Origin of the sequence: Pseudomonas sp. BMW13 (genome assembly GCF_013357275.1) — a bacterium.
GTDB lineage: Bacteria > Pseudomonadota > Gammaproteobacteria > Pseudomonadales > Pseudomonadaceae > Aquipseudomonas > Aquipseudomonas khazarica.
Map to the genome: position 1 here is coordinate 86,119 of NZ_SUKD01000020.1, position 13,220 is coordinate 99,338.

At 64.3% G+C, this 13,220-nt stretch carries 11 protein-coding genes; 7 read left to right on the plus strand and 4 right to left on the minus strand.

Features of this window, described 5'->3' with window-relative positions:
* The first annotated feature begins 127 nt into the window (after window positions 1–127).
* The 3 genes from E4487_RS15835 (at window position 128) to E4487_RS15845 (ending at window position 4,548) form a co-directional block, all read left to right on the plus strand.
* Window positions 128–1,642, plus strand: coding sequence for a nucleobase:cation symporter-2 family protein (locus E4487_RS15835; RefSeq protein WP_037050546.1), 1,515 nt, complete (start codon window positions 128–130; stop codon window positions 1,640–1,642).
* Between the two features lie 77 nt (window positions 1,643–1,719).
* Window positions 1,720–2,580, plus strand: coding sequence for an outer membrane protein OmpK (locus E4487_RS15840; RefSeq protein WP_152489075.1), 861 nt, complete (start codon window positions 1,720–1,722; stop codon window positions 2,578–2,580).
* Window positions 2,581–3,081: 501 nt separating this feature from the next.
* On the plus strand, window positions 3,082–4,548 hold the full coding sequence (locus E4487_RS15845) for an NCS1 family nucleobase:cation symporter-1 (RefSeq protein WP_037050540.1): 1,467 nt from the start codon (window positions 3,082–3,084) through the stop codon (window positions 4,546–4,548).
* 4 nt (window positions 4,549–4,552) lie between these two features.
* Here E4487_RS15845 and E4487_RS15850 read toward each other — a convergent pair whose 3' ends face one another.
* Window positions 4,553–5,392: a transporter substrate-binding domain-containing protein gene (locus E4487_RS15850; RefSeq protein WP_175253820.1), complete on the minus strand. Its 840-nt coding sequence runs from the start codon at window positions 5,390–5,392 to the stop codon at window positions 4,553–4,555.
* 44 nt (window positions 5,393–5,436) lie between these two features.
* The gene (gene moaA, locus E4487_RS15855) at window positions 5,437–6,432 is read right to left on the minus strand and encodes a GTP 3',8-cyclase MoaA (protein WP_047588628.1); all 996 of its coding nucleotides are present in this window, start codon (window positions 6,430–6,432) and stop codon (window positions 5,437–5,439) included.
* Window positions 6,433–6,644: 212 nt separating this feature from the next.
* On the opposite strand from moaA, the gene E4487_RS15860 reads away from it, so the two are divergent.
* The gene (locus E4487_RS15860; protein WP_037050533.1) at window positions 6,645–7,289 is read left to right on the plus strand and encodes a TetR/AcrR family transcriptional regulator; all 645 of its coding nucleotides are present in this window, start codon (window positions 6,645–6,647) and stop codon (window positions 7,287–7,289) included.
* A 216-nt stretch (window positions 7,290–7,505) separates the two neighbouring features.
* Here the strand turns inward: E4487_RS15860 and E4487_RS15865 are convergent, their stop codons facing one another.
* Both E4487_RS15865 and E4487_RS15870 read right to left on the minus strand, forming a co-directional pair.
* Complete coding sequence (locus E4487_RS15865; protein ID WP_037050531.1) at window positions 7,506–7,940, minus strand: heme-binding protein; 435 nt, start codon at window positions 7,938–7,940, stop codon at window positions 7,506–7,508.
* 327 nt (window positions 7,941–8,267) lie between these two features.
* On the minus strand, window positions 8,268–9,182 hold the full coding sequence (locus tag E4487_RS15870; protein WP_037050530.1) for a LysR family transcriptional regulator: 915 nt from the start codon (window positions 9,180–9,182) through the stop codon (window positions 8,268–8,270).
* A gap of 111 nt (window positions 9,183–9,293) precedes the next feature.
* Between E4487_RS15870 and gcl the strand changes: the two genes are divergently transcribed.
* From gcl to E4487_RS15885, 3 genes are all read left to right on the plus strand, one after another.
* Complete coding sequence (gene gcl / locus E4487_RS15875) at window positions 9,294–11,069, plus strand: glyoxylate carboligase (RefSeq protein WP_175253821.1); 1,776 nt, start codon at window positions 9,294–9,296, stop codon at window positions 11,067–11,069.
* 59 nt (window positions 11,070–11,128) lie between these two features.
* A complete protein-coding gene (gene hyi / locus E4487_RS15880) occupies window positions 11,129–11,911 on the plus strand; it encodes a hydroxypyruvate isomerase (protein ID WP_175253822.1) in 783 nt (260 codons plus the stop codon).
* A gap of 130 nt (window positions 11,912–12,041) precedes the next feature.
* The gene (locus E4487_RS15885; RefSeq protein ID WP_037050525.1) at window positions 12,042–12,932 is read left to right on the plus strand and encodes a 2-hydroxy-3-oxopropionate reductase; all 891 of its coding nucleotides are present in this window, start codon (window positions 12,042–12,044) and stop codon (window positions 12,930–12,932) included.
* Window positions 12,933–13,220 lie beyond the last annotated feature (288 nt).

Here is a 13,220-nt window from a genome sequence, read left to right on the forward strand (position 1 = left end):
TAAATTGTTTTTAACCATGTCCACATGTTGCTATAGTCGCCACATCCTGACCACCTAGACAACTTTCTAGCAAACAGGAAAGAGGTGCCGTGAAGCCTCGTGTAAGCCCATGACCGTATAAAAACAAATGGCAGGCTATGACATGACCACAAACAGCAACGCCCCCACCCCAGCTGCGCCTACCGGCAACAGCGACCTGATCTACCAGTTGGATGACACCCCCGCTTTCGCCCCCGCCCTGTTCGCGGCGCTGCAGCATGTGCTGGCCAGCTTCGTCGGCATCATCACCCCCACCCTGATCGTCGGCAGTGCCCTGGGCCTCGGCGCCCACGTGCCCTACCTGGTGAGCATGGCCCTGTTCGTCTCGGGCCTCGGCACCTTCGTCCAGGCCAAGCGCATCGGCCCTATCGGTTCCGGCCTGCTGTGCCTGCAGGGCACCAGCTTCGGCTTCCTCAGCGTGATCCTCAGCGCCGGCTTCATCGTCAAGGGCCGCGGCGCCAGCGAGGAGGAAATTCTCGCCACGCTGTTCGGCATCTGCTTCTGCGCGGCCTTCGTCGAGATCACCTTCAGCCAGTTCATCAACAAGCTGCGCAAGGTGATCACCCCGGTGGTGACCGGCACCATCATCTGCTTGATGGGCCTGTCGCTGATCAAGGTGGGCATGACCGACCTCGCCGGCGGCTACGGCGCTGCCGATCTCGGCGCCCTGCACCACCTGGCGCTCGGCGGCCTGGTGCTGGGCACCATCGTCCTGCTCAACCGTGCGCCATCACAGGTGCTGCGCCTGTCGGCCGTGATCATCGGCCTGACCCTCGGCTTCGCCGTGGCCTGGTTCAACGGTCGGGTGGATTTCGCCAACATGGCCGAGGTGCCGCTGCTCAGCGTGCCGCAACCGTTCAAGTACGGTTTCAGCTTCGACTGGATCGCCTTCGTGCCCATCGCCGTGATCTTCCTGATCACCCCGCTGGAAACCGCTGGCGACCTGACGGCCAACTCGATCATCTCCAAGCAGCCGGTCAAGGGCCCGCTGTACATGCGCCGGATCAAGTCCGGGGTGCTGGCCGACGGCTGCAACTCGGCAGTCGCCGCCATGTTCAACAGCCTGCCGATGACCACGTTCAGCCAGAACAACGGGGTGATCCAGCTCACCGGCGTCGCCAGCCGCCACGTGGCCTTCTACATCGCCGCCATCCTCATCCTGCTGGGCCTGTTCCCGGCGGTCGGTGCGGTGCTGCAACTGATGCCCAAGCCGGTGCTCGGCGGCGCCACCCTGATCATGTTCGGCACCGTGGCGGTCGCCGGCATCAAGATTCTCAGCGAAGCCGGTCTGCACCGTCGCAACGTGCTGATCGTGGCCATCTCCCTGGGCCTCGGCCTGGGAGTCGCCGGCGTACCGGAGGTGCTGTCGCACATGCCGGACGTGCTGAAGAACATCTTCGGCTCGCCGATCACCATCGGAGCCTTCAGTGCCATTGCGCTGAACATCTTCCTGCCCGACGAACAGCAGGAAGTGGAAGAAGACGACTACGACCCGGAGGCGCACCTGCACACCGTGCTGCAGAACCGCCAGGACGATAGCGTCGACGACAGCAGCCTCAAGAGCCTCGGCCGCGACCTGACCCCGGACGCGCGCACCAGCTGATCACGCCCCACCCGTCCACTCCTGGCAGCACGCTGCCGGGGGTACCCGTCTGCACGTCAAAAGAACAAGGAAAACCCATGAAACTCAAGCATCTGCCTCACTGCTTCGCCCTCTCTGCCGGACTGTTCTCCGGTCAGCAGGCGCTTGCCGGCGACCTGCTGCACTGGCAGGACAACAGCCTGTCCTACCTGTACGGCGAGAACTTCCAGCGCATGAACTTCAACGGCGAAGAGCAGCGCACCCAGACCACCTTCACCTTCGAGCATGCCAGTGGCTGGGCCTGGGGCGACATCTTCTACTTCCTCGACTACATCCGTACCGACAACGTGCAGACGCGCGGCAGCTTCGACAACGGCAGCTTCCGCCAGCACGAGCGCAACTCCTTCTACTACATGGAGTTCTCCCCGCGCGTGAGCCTGAGCTGGCTGACCGGGCAGGAGCTGGCCGTCGGCCCGATCAAGGACGTCTATGCCGCCTTCACCTACGAGAAAGGCGAAGGCGGCCCTGGGCCGGAGAACTACCTGTACGGCATCGGTCTGGACTGGGACGTACCGGGTTTCAACTTCTTCAAGACCAACCTGTACCAGGTGAAGATCAACAACCACACCTTCTTCGCCGACCGCAACAGCAACGGCTATGCGACCCAGCTGACGGTCAGCGCGGCCTATCCGTTCAGCCTGGGCGAACAGGACTTCCTGGTGGATGGCTTCGTCGACTGGCGCTCACCGTCCCGCGATGCCGGCACCCAGACCTCGGTAGGCTCCTCGATCCAGATCAAGTGGGATGCGGGCAAGGCGCTGTTCGGCAAGGAGCGCCAGCTCTACGTTGGCACCGAAGTGAACATGTGGCGCGCCAAGTACGGCGTGAAACCGGTAGACGGATCGGGTGACCGCTTCGACCAGACCGCCGTGCAGGCACTGGTCAAGTACCACTTCTGACCACTGCCGCAACGCACTTGGCCGATGTCGGGTAGGGACAGCGGCCGGGTAAAGGGGGGATCGGCGTTCGCGCCCTTCCCCCTTTTCTTCGTTTCGGGCGAGCCATCCCTGGCGTCCCGGACACACCTGCCTCGGCTGCAGCGCGCAGCCGCGTGCCGATCCGCAGCGCACCATTGCGACCCGCGCATGTCACCCCGGCACCGTATCGGTGCAGATCCGCAACCCTGCTGCCACCTTGAGGCATGCCTCTCTCCACGCATGAAACTGATCATTCGGTCAAGTTTTTGATCACAATATCTATGATTTTTGTGTTCAATCTTCAAGAAAACCATGTTCATCAAGGTTTTTTATGTGTACAAGACACTCAGGTTCCATCCGAAACACTGTCGAAGTGGCTGTATACACAAACCCAGTCACGAAGCGCATACAAAAGCGGAATGAAACCTGCAGGCAAACCTCCTCATACGCCACCGTGCGCAAGAACAATACTGGGAGCGGTTCATGTCCGACACTGACGACTTTCGCATCAAGCAGATCGACCCCACGCTGCATAACGAGGACCTCGCTCCACTGGCGCCGGAGAAGCGCACCTGGGGCTGGTTCGAGATATTCAACGTGTGGTCCAACGACATTCAGAGCCTGTTCGGCTACACCCTCGCCGCGACACTGTTCATCTCCTACGGGCTCAATGGCTGGGCGGTGCTGGCCGGCATCGTGCTGGCCGGCTTCATCGTCATGGGCCTGGTCCAGCTGACCGGCAAGCCCAGCGTCAAGTACGGCATCCCCTTCCCGGTGTTCGCCCGCGCCAGCATGGGTGTGCGCGGCGCCAACTTTCCTGCACTGGTACGCGGCATAGTCGCCATCTTCTGGTACGGCGTGCAGACCTACTTCGCCTCCACCGCCGTGGCGCTGCTGCTCAACTCGCTGCTGCAACCGCAGGAACCCGCCCTGTACCTCGGCCTGACCGCCATCGGCTGGCTGTCCTACGTGATCGTCTGCCTGTTCCAGGTCGGCCTGTTCATCTGCGGCATGAGCTGGATCACCCGCTTTCTCAACTGGGCCGGCCCGCTGGTCTACGTGGTGATGATCGCCCTGATGATCATGATCTGGTACCAGGCCGGGCCGAGCCTGCTGGGCGAGCTGGGCAACATCTTCCGTGGCAGCGGCGACTATGCCGCCGGGCCGGTGGCCGCCTTCTTCGCCGTGGTCGGCACCATGGTCGCCTACTTCGCCGCCGTGGTAATCAACTACGGTGACTTCGCCCGCTTCGTCAAAAGCGAAAGGCAGATGACCATCGGCAACTTCCTCGGCCTGCCGGTGAGCCTGGCGTTCTTCTCGCTGATCGCCCTGGTGATTACCGCCGGTACCGTGGTGGTGTTCGGCGAGACGCTGACCAATCCGACCGACATCGTCGCCCGGGTCGACAACCTGACCCTGACCATCATCGCCGCGCTGACCTTCTTCGCCGCCACCGTGGGCATCAACCTGGTGGCCAACTTCATCCCGCCGGCCTACGACCTGGCCAACCTCGCCCCCGCGCACATCAGTGCGCGCACCGGCGGCTTCATCACCGCGGCCATCGCCTTCTTCATCGGCGCCCTGTGGGTGGCCTTCATCAGCAACGTCGGCATCGCCGCCTTCGTCGATACCCTGGGCGCGGTACTGGCGCCGCTGTACGGCATCATCGTCGCCGACTACTACCTGGTACGCCGGCGCAAGCTCGACCTGCAGCAGCTGTTCAGCGCCGAGGTCGGCTCGGCCTACTACTTCGACGGTGGCTGGAACCGCAAGGCGCTGGTCGCGTTCGTCGTTGCTTCGCTGTTCTCGGTGGCCTCGGTCTGGGTTCCCGGTCTGAGCCAGCTGTCGGGCTACGCCTGGCTGCTCGGCGCCCTGCTCGGCGCGGTGCTGCACTATGGCCTGATGCACGGCCAGGCGCAGGCGCTGAAACGCGCCAACGCCAGCGCCTGAACCATCAACGCAGGGACGAAGCCGGCGCCTGTGCGCCGGCTTTGGCTTTCTGGCGTTCGAGAAAGTCGACCTTCCACTGCTCGAGCCCCATGTACTCGCTGTCCAGGTTGGCCTCGACCCGGTACTTCGCCTTGAGCGCCGCCACATCGGCCGAGCGTTCGCCGAGGAAGCGGTCGAAACGGGCGATCAGCTGCGGCTGACGCACGCTCGACAGGTGGAAGCTGCCACGGGTATGCGGCAGCTTGGGGTCGAACACCAGGGCACCGGGGCGCGCCCGGATGTTGTCGAGGTAGTGGGTCGCCACCACCACGTTGAAATAGGCACCATCGGTGTCCTGCTTCAGCGCCTGGCGAATCATCTGCCGCAGGTCGTCGCTGTAGCTCAGCTGGATCTGCCCGTCGTCGATGCGCTGCTCGTAGCCTCGCGGCGTCCAGCCCTGCACCATGGCCAGGCGATGAATGCTGTCCAGCGCCTGCCCCTGGCGTTGCGGCGCCACCAGCACGCCATCGACGTAATCGACCACCGCCGCACTGTAGTGCAGCGTCATGCCGACCTTCTGCGCGCCGGCCCAGAGCGGGCTGTCCGGGTACTTGAAGTCGATCTCGCCGCGCTGCAGGGCCGGCAGCAACTGCTCGACCGGCAGCGCCCTGTAGGTCAGATCGATGCCGCTGTCGGCGGCGAAGGCGTCCAGCACCTCACGGGCGAATCCCTGGTACTTGCCTCCCGCATCGAGGCTGTAATGCGGAGCGAACGGCAGGTCCTCCACCCCCACCACGTAGGTCTGCGCCCAGGCAGCGGGTGACAGCAGAACGGCAAACAGCAGACAGGGTCGTACGGGCTTCATTGCGAGCCTCCTTGTTTTTGTTGTGGGATTCCGATCAGGCCGTCTCAGCCGCCGGTCATGCTCATGAAGCGCACCACCTGCACCTGCTCGTCGCTGGCGAAGTGGTGCCGCTCGGGCTTCAGGCGCAGCGCCTCGACCAGCGCCTGGCGCAGGCGCTCGCCGTCACCCGGATGCGCGCGCAACAGGCGCTTGAGGTCCAGCGCATCGTCATGCCCGAGGCACAGCACCAGCTTGCCTTCGGCAGTGACCCGCACGCGATTGCAATCACCACAGAAGTTGTGGCTGTGCGGGGAAATGAAACCGACCTGGGTCTGCGTACCGACCACCTGCCAGTAGCGCGACGGCCCGCCGGTGACCTTGTTGCTGCGCACCAGCGCATGACGCTGCTCGATGCGCCGGCGCACCTCGTCACTGGAGCAGAAGGTCTGCTCGCGGCTGTGGCTGACCACGCTGCCCAGCGGCATTTCCTCGATGAAGCTGATATCCAGACCACGGGCGATGGCGAACTCGACCAGATCGAGCACCTCGTCGTCGTTGCGTCCGCTCTGCACCACGCTGTTGAGCTTGATCCGCTCGAACCCGGCAGCACGCGCCGCCTCGATGCCCGCCAGCACCTGCTCCAGCTTGTCGCGCCGGGTGAAGGCGGCAAAGCGCTCGCGTTGCAGGGAGTCCAGGCTGATGTTCAGGCGACGCACACCCGCTGCACGCAACGGCCCCGCCAGCTCGCCAAGCTGCGAACCGTTGGTGGTGATCGCCAGGTCCTCGAGTTCGTCCCGCGCGCCCAGGCGCTGCAGCAGGCTCAGGACGTTCTTGCGCACCAGCGGCTCGCCGCCCGTGATGCGGATGCGCCGCACGCCCAGCGCGATGAAGGCGTCGGCCACGGCATAGGCCTCTTCCAGGCTGAGGATCTGCTGGCGCGGCGCGAACTGCATGTCTTCGCTCATGCAGTAGGTGCAGCGAAAGTCGCAGCGATCGGTCACCGACAGACGCAGGTAGGTGATGCGACGACCGAACGGATCGACCAGTTGATGGGTGTGCACGGTGGGTCTCCTGCAGCGTCACGCGCCGAGACTTTCTTGTCATGGATATTGCTGCGCGGGATAAAAACAGAAAAGCGTTTTCTTGTATACAACAATTTGACCCAAGAGTCAGATAAGCGCCAGGCAGCCCGCAGCCGTTGCCTTGAGCCCCGCGCGGAGCCGGTGCTACCATGCCCGACCGCCGCCCGGCGGAAAAGGAAAACACAGGGCCTATGACCAGCATTCGCGAGCGTAACAAAGAGCTCATCCTGCGCGCAGCCAGCGAGGAGTTCGCCGACAAGGGCTTCGCCGCCACCAAGACCAGTGACATTGCGGCCAAGGCCGGCCTGCCCAAGCCCAACGTCTACTACTACTTCAAATCCAAGGAAAACCTCTACCGCGAGGTCCTGGAAAGTATCGTCGACCCCCTGCTGGCTGCATCGGCCCCCTTCAACCAGCCGGGCCACCCGAGTGAAGTGCTGACGGCCTACATCCGCTCGAAGATCCGCATCTCCCGCGAACTGCCGCACGCCTCCAAGGTATTCGCCAGCGAGATCATGCATGGCGCACCGCACCTGTCGCCGGAGCAGACCGAACAGCTCAACGCCCAGGCCAAGCACAACATCGCCTGCATCCAGCGCTGGGTGGACCAGGGGCTGATGGCCCCGGTCGATCCGCACCACCTGCTGTTCAGCATCTGGGCCGCGACCCAGACCTATGCCGACTTCGACTGGCAGATCTCCATCGTCACCGGCAAGGCCAGCCTGGACGATGCCGACTACGAAGCCGCCGCACAGACCATCATCCGCCTGGTGCTCAAGGGCTGCGACGTCGACCCGCTGCCATCGGGCGCCTCCGAGCTGGTGACCAGCGCCTAGATTGACGCAGGGGCATTCGTCGACTCTGCAGGAACGCTGCGTGCACCCGACCCGGCGTCGGGAAGATCGCGGGTTACCGCTGCAGCGTTCTGGTGGATGTGAAAAGCGACATCCACCCTACGTAGGATTCTGTTCAGCGTCAGGGGGTGGATCGCGCCGTGCCGATCCACCGCCCTGGTCGCCGCCCGCAGGAAATCCGGGGCGGCTGCCTGGTCCCTAGACCCCGGGATCCGCCTTCAGGCCAAGCGACTCCAGCGCGCCGAGCGCGCATTGCTCGTCGATGTCCGAGGTGTCGCCGGTAATGCCGACGGCGCCAATCACCGCGCCGTGCTCGTCGCGAATCAGCACGCCGCCCGGGGCCGGCACCAGGCTGCCCTCGGCCAGGGTGTTCACCGCGCCGATGAAGGCCGGACGCTGCTGCGCGTCGTTGGCGATCGCCCGCGAGCCCTTGCCGAGCGCCAGCGCACCCCAGGCCTTGCCGATGGCGATCTGCGGGCGCAGCAGGCTGGCGCCGTCCTCGCGCTGCAGGCTGATCAGGTGGCCGCCGGCATCCAGCACCGCCACCGTCAGCGGCGCGGCGCTGAGGTCACGCCCGACGGCCAGGGCATTGCGGGTGATGTTCACCGCTGTGGAAAGAGTGATCGTGGTCATGCAGGTTCTCCAGAAAAGCGAATGGGCATTCGCCGCACAGACCGGTGAAGGGCACCTCTATAAACGACCTGCGTTGCCATCGCGGCGTTAAAAGCAGGCTCAGAATGCTCATTTACAGCACGTAAACTGCGCTTCTTCGCCTGGTTTTGCCTTGCGCTGACTGCCTCGCCTACGTTTTTAGAGGTGCCCTGAACGTGTGCGGCATGGATAAGCGCCTTATGCAATAGCTGAAGAGAAGGCTTGTTGCAACAACAAAACACAAAATCAATAAAATATGTACACAATATCTTTATCTGAAAATCACAATCAAAGTATCGAGCATACGGGCTAGTCCGCCCGGTTCTCCCAGTACCCCGGCGTGTTGTAGATGTCCTTGAGATAGTCGATGAAGAAACGCACCTTGGCCGGCAGATAACGCTGCTGCGGATAGACCGCCTGGATGTCGTAGGCCGGGATCTCGTAATCGTCCAGCACCGTCACCAGCTCGCCCGCCTTGAGCTCCGCCTGGATCTCCCAGGTCGAACGCCAGCCGATGCCCAGCCCCTGCTTGACCCAGTTGTAGAGCAGCTCGCCGTCATTGCAGTCGAGGTTGCCCGCCACCTTCACCGCCACCTGACGCCCTTCGCGCAGGAAGGTCCAGCCACGCTGCTGACCGCCCTGCAGGTTGAACGCCAGGCAGTTGTGCCGCGCCAGATCCTCGAGGGTGCGCGGCACGCCATGCAGCTCGAAGTAGCCGGGTGCACCGCAGACCACGCGGCGATTGGGGAACAGCTTCACCGCGACGTAGTTGGGGTCGGTGACCTCGCCGATGCGGATGCCCATGTCGTAGCCCTGGCGCACCAGGTCGACCAGGCTGTCGGTGAAGTTGAAGGACAGCTTCAGGTCCGGGTAGCGCAGCAGGAAGGCCGCCGCATGCGGCGCGATGTGCCGCCTGCCGAACGCCGCCGGGGCGGACACCACCAGGTGCCCGCGCACCGACTTGCCGCCGCGGGCCACGCTGGCATCGGCTTCATCGAAGTCCTTGAGCAGGCTGCGTGCACGGTCGAGGTACTGCTCGCCCAGGTCGGTCAGCTGCAGGCCGCGCGTGGAGCGGTGCATCAGCTTGACGCCGAGATGGCGCTCCAGGGCATCCAGGCGCCGCCCCATCACCACGGGGGTCACGCCTTCGCTGAGCGCGGCGGCGGCAAAGCTGCCGTTGTCGGCGACCAACACGAAACTACGGATAAGGGTATGGCGGTCCATTCGATACTCCAGATATCGACAGAACTGAAGTATCCAACAATTCCGTCGTTCCGGTACAGCCGTCATCCTTGCTCCCAAGAAGAAAAACCACCGACTCGGAGAACAATGGTCATGGCCAGAATGAGAGCAATCGAGGCAGCCGTACTGGTGATGCGTCGCGAAGGTGTCGACACCGCATTCGGTGTCCCCGGTGCCGCCATCAACCCGCTCTACGCTGCACTGAAGAAACTCGGCGGAATCGATCACGTCCTGGCTCGTCACGTCGAAGGCGCCTCGCACATGGCCGAGGGTTACACCCGCACCAACGCCGGCAACATCGGCGTGTGCATCGGCACCTCCGGCCCGGCTGGCACCGACATGGTCACCGGCCTGTACTCGGCCAGCGCCGACTCCATCCCGATCCTGTGCATCACCGGCCAGGCACCGCGTGCACGCATGCACAAGGAAGACTTCCAGGCCGTCGACATCACCAGCATCGTCGGGCCGGTCACCAAGTGGGCGACCACCGTGATGGAGCCGGGCCAGGTGCCGCGCGCCTTCCAGCGTGCCTTCCAGGAAATGCGCAGCGGCCGACCGGGCCCGGTGTTGATCGACCTGCCGTTCGACGTGCAGATGGCCGAGATCGAGTTCGACATCGACGCCTACGAGCCGCTGCCGGTGGCCAAGCCGAGCACCACCCGCGTTCAGGCCGAGAAAGCCATCGCCATGCTCAACGAGGCCGAGCGCCCGCTGCTGGTCGCTGGCGGCGGCATCTTCAACGCCGACGCAGCGGACAAGCTGGTCGAGTTCGCCGAACTCACCGGCGTGCCGGTGGTGCCGACCCTGATGGGCTGGGGCGCGATTCCCGACGATCACCGGCTGATGGTCGGCATGGTCGGCCTGCAGACCTCGCACCGCTACGGCAACGCCACCCTGCTCGCCTCCGACCTGGTGTTCGGCATCGGCAACCGCTGGGCCAACCGCCACACCGGTTCGGTCGAGGTGTACACCGAAGGCCGCAAGTTCATCCACGTCGACATCGAACCGACGCAGATCGGCCGCGTGTTCAACCCGGACCTGGGCATCGTTTCCGACGCCGGCAAGGCGCTGGATGCCTTCCTTGAGGTCGCTCGCGAATGGAAGGCCGCTGGCAAGCTGAAGGACCGCAGCGCCTGGGTCGACAGCTGCCGCGAGCGCAAGCGCACGCTGCAACGCAAGACCCACTTCGACAACGTGCCGGCCAAGCCGCAGCGCGTGTACGAGGAGATGAACGAAGCCTTCGGCAAGGACACCTGCTACGTCAGCACCATCGGCCTGTCGCAGATCGCCGGCGCGCAGTTCCTGCACGTATACAAGCCGCGTCACTGGATCAACTGCGGCCAGGCCGGCCCGCTGGGCTGGACCATTCCGGCGGCCCTCGGCGTGGTCAAGGCCGACCCGGCACGCCAGGTCGTGGCGCTGTCCGGCGACTATGACTTCCAGTTCATGATCGAAGAACTGGCTGCAGGGGCGCAGTTCAACCTGCCGTACATCCACGTACTGGTGAACAACTCCTACCTGGGCCTGATCCGCCAGGCGCAGCGCGGCTTCGACATCGACTACTGCGTGCAGCTGGCGTTCGAGAACATCAACGCGCCGGAAATCAACGGCTACGGCGTCGACCACGTCGCGGTCGTCGAAGGCCTCGGCTGCAAGGCGATCCGCGTGTTCGACCCGAACGAACTGCAGAACGCCTTCGCCGAAGCCAAGCGCCTGATGGCCGAGCACCGCGTACCGGTGGTGGTCGAGGTGATCCTGGAGCGGGTCACCAACATCTCCATGGGCACCGAAATCAATGCCATCAACGAGTTCGAGGAACTGGCCGAGCGCGGCGTAGACGCCCCGACCGCCATCACGCTGCTGGATTGACGCAACCCATCCCCTCTCCCGCCTGCGGGCGGGGGGAGACACACGAAAGGAGCGACACCATGCCCCGTTTTGCTGCCAACCTGTCCATGCTGTTCACCGAGGTGGACTTCCTGGACCGTTTCGCCGCCGCCGCCGAAGCCGGCTTCAGCGGTGTGGAATACCTCTTCCCCTATGACTTCGCGGCAGAAGAGATCAAGGCCCGCCTGGATGCCAACGCCCTGAGCCAGGTGCTGTTCAACCTGCCAGCCGGTGACTGGGGCAAGGGCGAGCGCGGCATCGCCTGCCACCCGGATCGCGTCGAGGAGTTCCGCGCGGGCGTCGACCAGGCCATCGCCTACGCCCAGGTACTGGGCAACAAGCAGATCAACTGCCTGGCCGGCATCCGCCCGCAGGGCGTGGACTGCGCCACCGTGGAGAAGACCTTCGTCGACAACCTGCGCTATGCCGCAGGCAAGCTCGAAGCGGCCGGCATCCGCCTGGTCATGGAAGCCATCAACACCCGCGACATCCCCGGCTTCTACCTGAACAACACCCGCCAGGCCCTGGAGGTTCGCGACAAGGTCGGCAGCACCAACCTGTACCTGCAGTACGACATCTACCACATGCAGATCATGGAAGGTGACCTCGCCCGTACCGTCGAGACCAACCTGGCCGCCATCAACCACGTGCAGCTGGCCGACAACCCGGGCCGCAACGAGCCGGGTACCGGCGAAATCAACTACCGCTTCCTCTTCGAGCACCTGGACCGCATCGGCTACCAGGGCTGGGTCGGCTGTGAATACAAGCCGGCAACCACCACCGCTGCCGGCCTCGGCTGGATGAAAGCGCACAACGCAATCTGAAAGCTGCACCTGTAGGAGCGGATTCATCCGCGACCACCGGCGAAGCCGGTGCCACTCACCGCGGCGTCCGTTTCGCGGGTAAACCCGCCCCTACAGGCTCGGTTCATCACCTACAACGAGGTTATCTCTCATGGCTAAAATCGGATTCATCGGCACCGGCATCATGGGCAAACCCATGGCGCAGAACCTGCAGAAAGCCGGCCACACCCTGTTCCTCTCGGAGCACCACGACCCGGCTCCTGCCGACCTCCTGGCCGCCGGCGCCATCGCCCTGGCCAACCCACAGGAAGTCGCGCAGGAAGCCGAGTTCATCATCGTCATGGTGCCGGACACCCCGCAGGTCGAAGACGTGCTGTTCCGCGACAACGGCGTGGCGAGCGGCGTCGGTGCCGGCAAGGTGGTGATCGACATGAGTTCGATCTCCCCCACCGCCACCAAGGCCTTCGCCGAGAAGATCAAGGCCACCGGCGCCGCCTACCTGGACGCCCCGGTATCCGGCGGCGAAGTCGGTGCCAAGGCCGCGACCCTGTCGATCATGGTCGGTGGCTGCCCGAACGCCTTCGAACGCGCCCTGCCGCTGTTCCAGTCCATGGGCAAGAACATCACCCGCGTCGGCGGCAACGGCGACGGCCAGACCGCCAAGGTGGCCAACCAGATCATCGTCGCCCTGAACATCCAGGCCGTGGCCGAAGCCCTGCTGTTCGCCGCCCGCAACGGCGCCGATCCGGCCAAGGTGCGTGAAGCGCTGTCCGGTGGTTTCGCCGGCTCGAAGATCCTCGAAGTGCACGGCGAGCGCATGATCAAGGGCACCTTCGATCCTGGCTTCCGCATCAGCCTGCACCAGAAGGACCTCAACCTGGCGCTGTCCGGTGCCCGCGAGCTGGGCCTGAACCTGCCCAACACCGCCAATGCCCAGCAGGTGTTCAGCACCTGCGCAGCCCTCGGCGGCAGCGGCTGGGATCACTCCGCCCTGATCAAGGGTCTGGAGCACATGGCCAACTTCAATATCCGCGGCGAGTAACACAGCGCCCTCTCCCCCGCCCCCTCTCCCGTAAACGTGAGAGGGGAGACAAGCAGCTTGGCGTTGCACGGATTTTCGGCGTACGCCAAACAAGTCCCCTCTCCCACTTGTGGGAGAGGGTCAGGGAGAGGGGCTTTGCTGTTCGCCCACCCTTTCGACCTTCCTGGCAGGAGGTGTCACGGCCCGATTGCCAGGTTGGTCGATTCCATTCCCCAGGTGCTGCCAGGCGGCGCCTGGGGAATGGAATCGATCCAGCATCACCCTGACGGACATGCCGCGCAGGCACCC

Bases quoted from the DNA above. Each gene is read 5' to 3' on its own strand.
- E4487_RS15835 (WP_037050546.1), top strand. From the start codon at position 128: ATGGCAGGCTATGACATGACCACAAACAGCAACGCCCCCACCCCAGCT.
- E4487_RS15860 (WP_037050533.1), top strand. From the start codon at position 6,645: ATGACCAGCATTCGCGAGCGTAACAAAGAGCTCATCCTGCGCGCAGCC.
- E4487_RS15840 (WP_152489075.1), top strand. From the start codon at position 1,720: ATGAAACTCAAGCATCTGCCTCACTGCTTCGCCCTCTCTGCCGGACTG.
- E4487_RS15865 (WP_037050531.1), bottom strand. From the start codon at position 7,940: ATGACCACGATCACTCTTTCCACAGCGGTGAACATCACCCGCAATGCC.
- E4487_RS15885 (WP_037050525.1), top strand. From the start codon at position 12,042: ATGGCTAAAATCGGATTCATCGGCACCGGCATCATGGGCAAACCCATG.
- hyi (WP_175253822.1), top strand. From the start codon at position 11,129: ATGCCCCGTTTTGCTGCCAACCTGTCCATGCTGTTCACCGAGGTGGAC.
- gcl (WP_175253821.1), top strand. From the start codon at position 9,294: ATGGCCAGAATGAGAGCAATCGAGGCAGCCGTACTGGTGATGCGTCGC.
- E4487_RS15850 (WP_175253820.1), bottom strand. From the start codon at position 5,392: ATGAAGCCCGTACGACCCTGTCTGCTGTTTGCCGTTCTGCTGTCACCC.
- E4487_RS15870 (WP_037050530.1), bottom strand. From the start codon at position 9,182: ATGGACCGCCATACCCTTATCCGTAGTTTCGTGTTGGTCGCCGACAAC.
- E4487_RS15845 (WP_037050540.1), top strand. From the start codon at position 3,082: ATGTCCGACACTGACGACTTTCGCATCAAGCAGATCGACCCCACGCTG.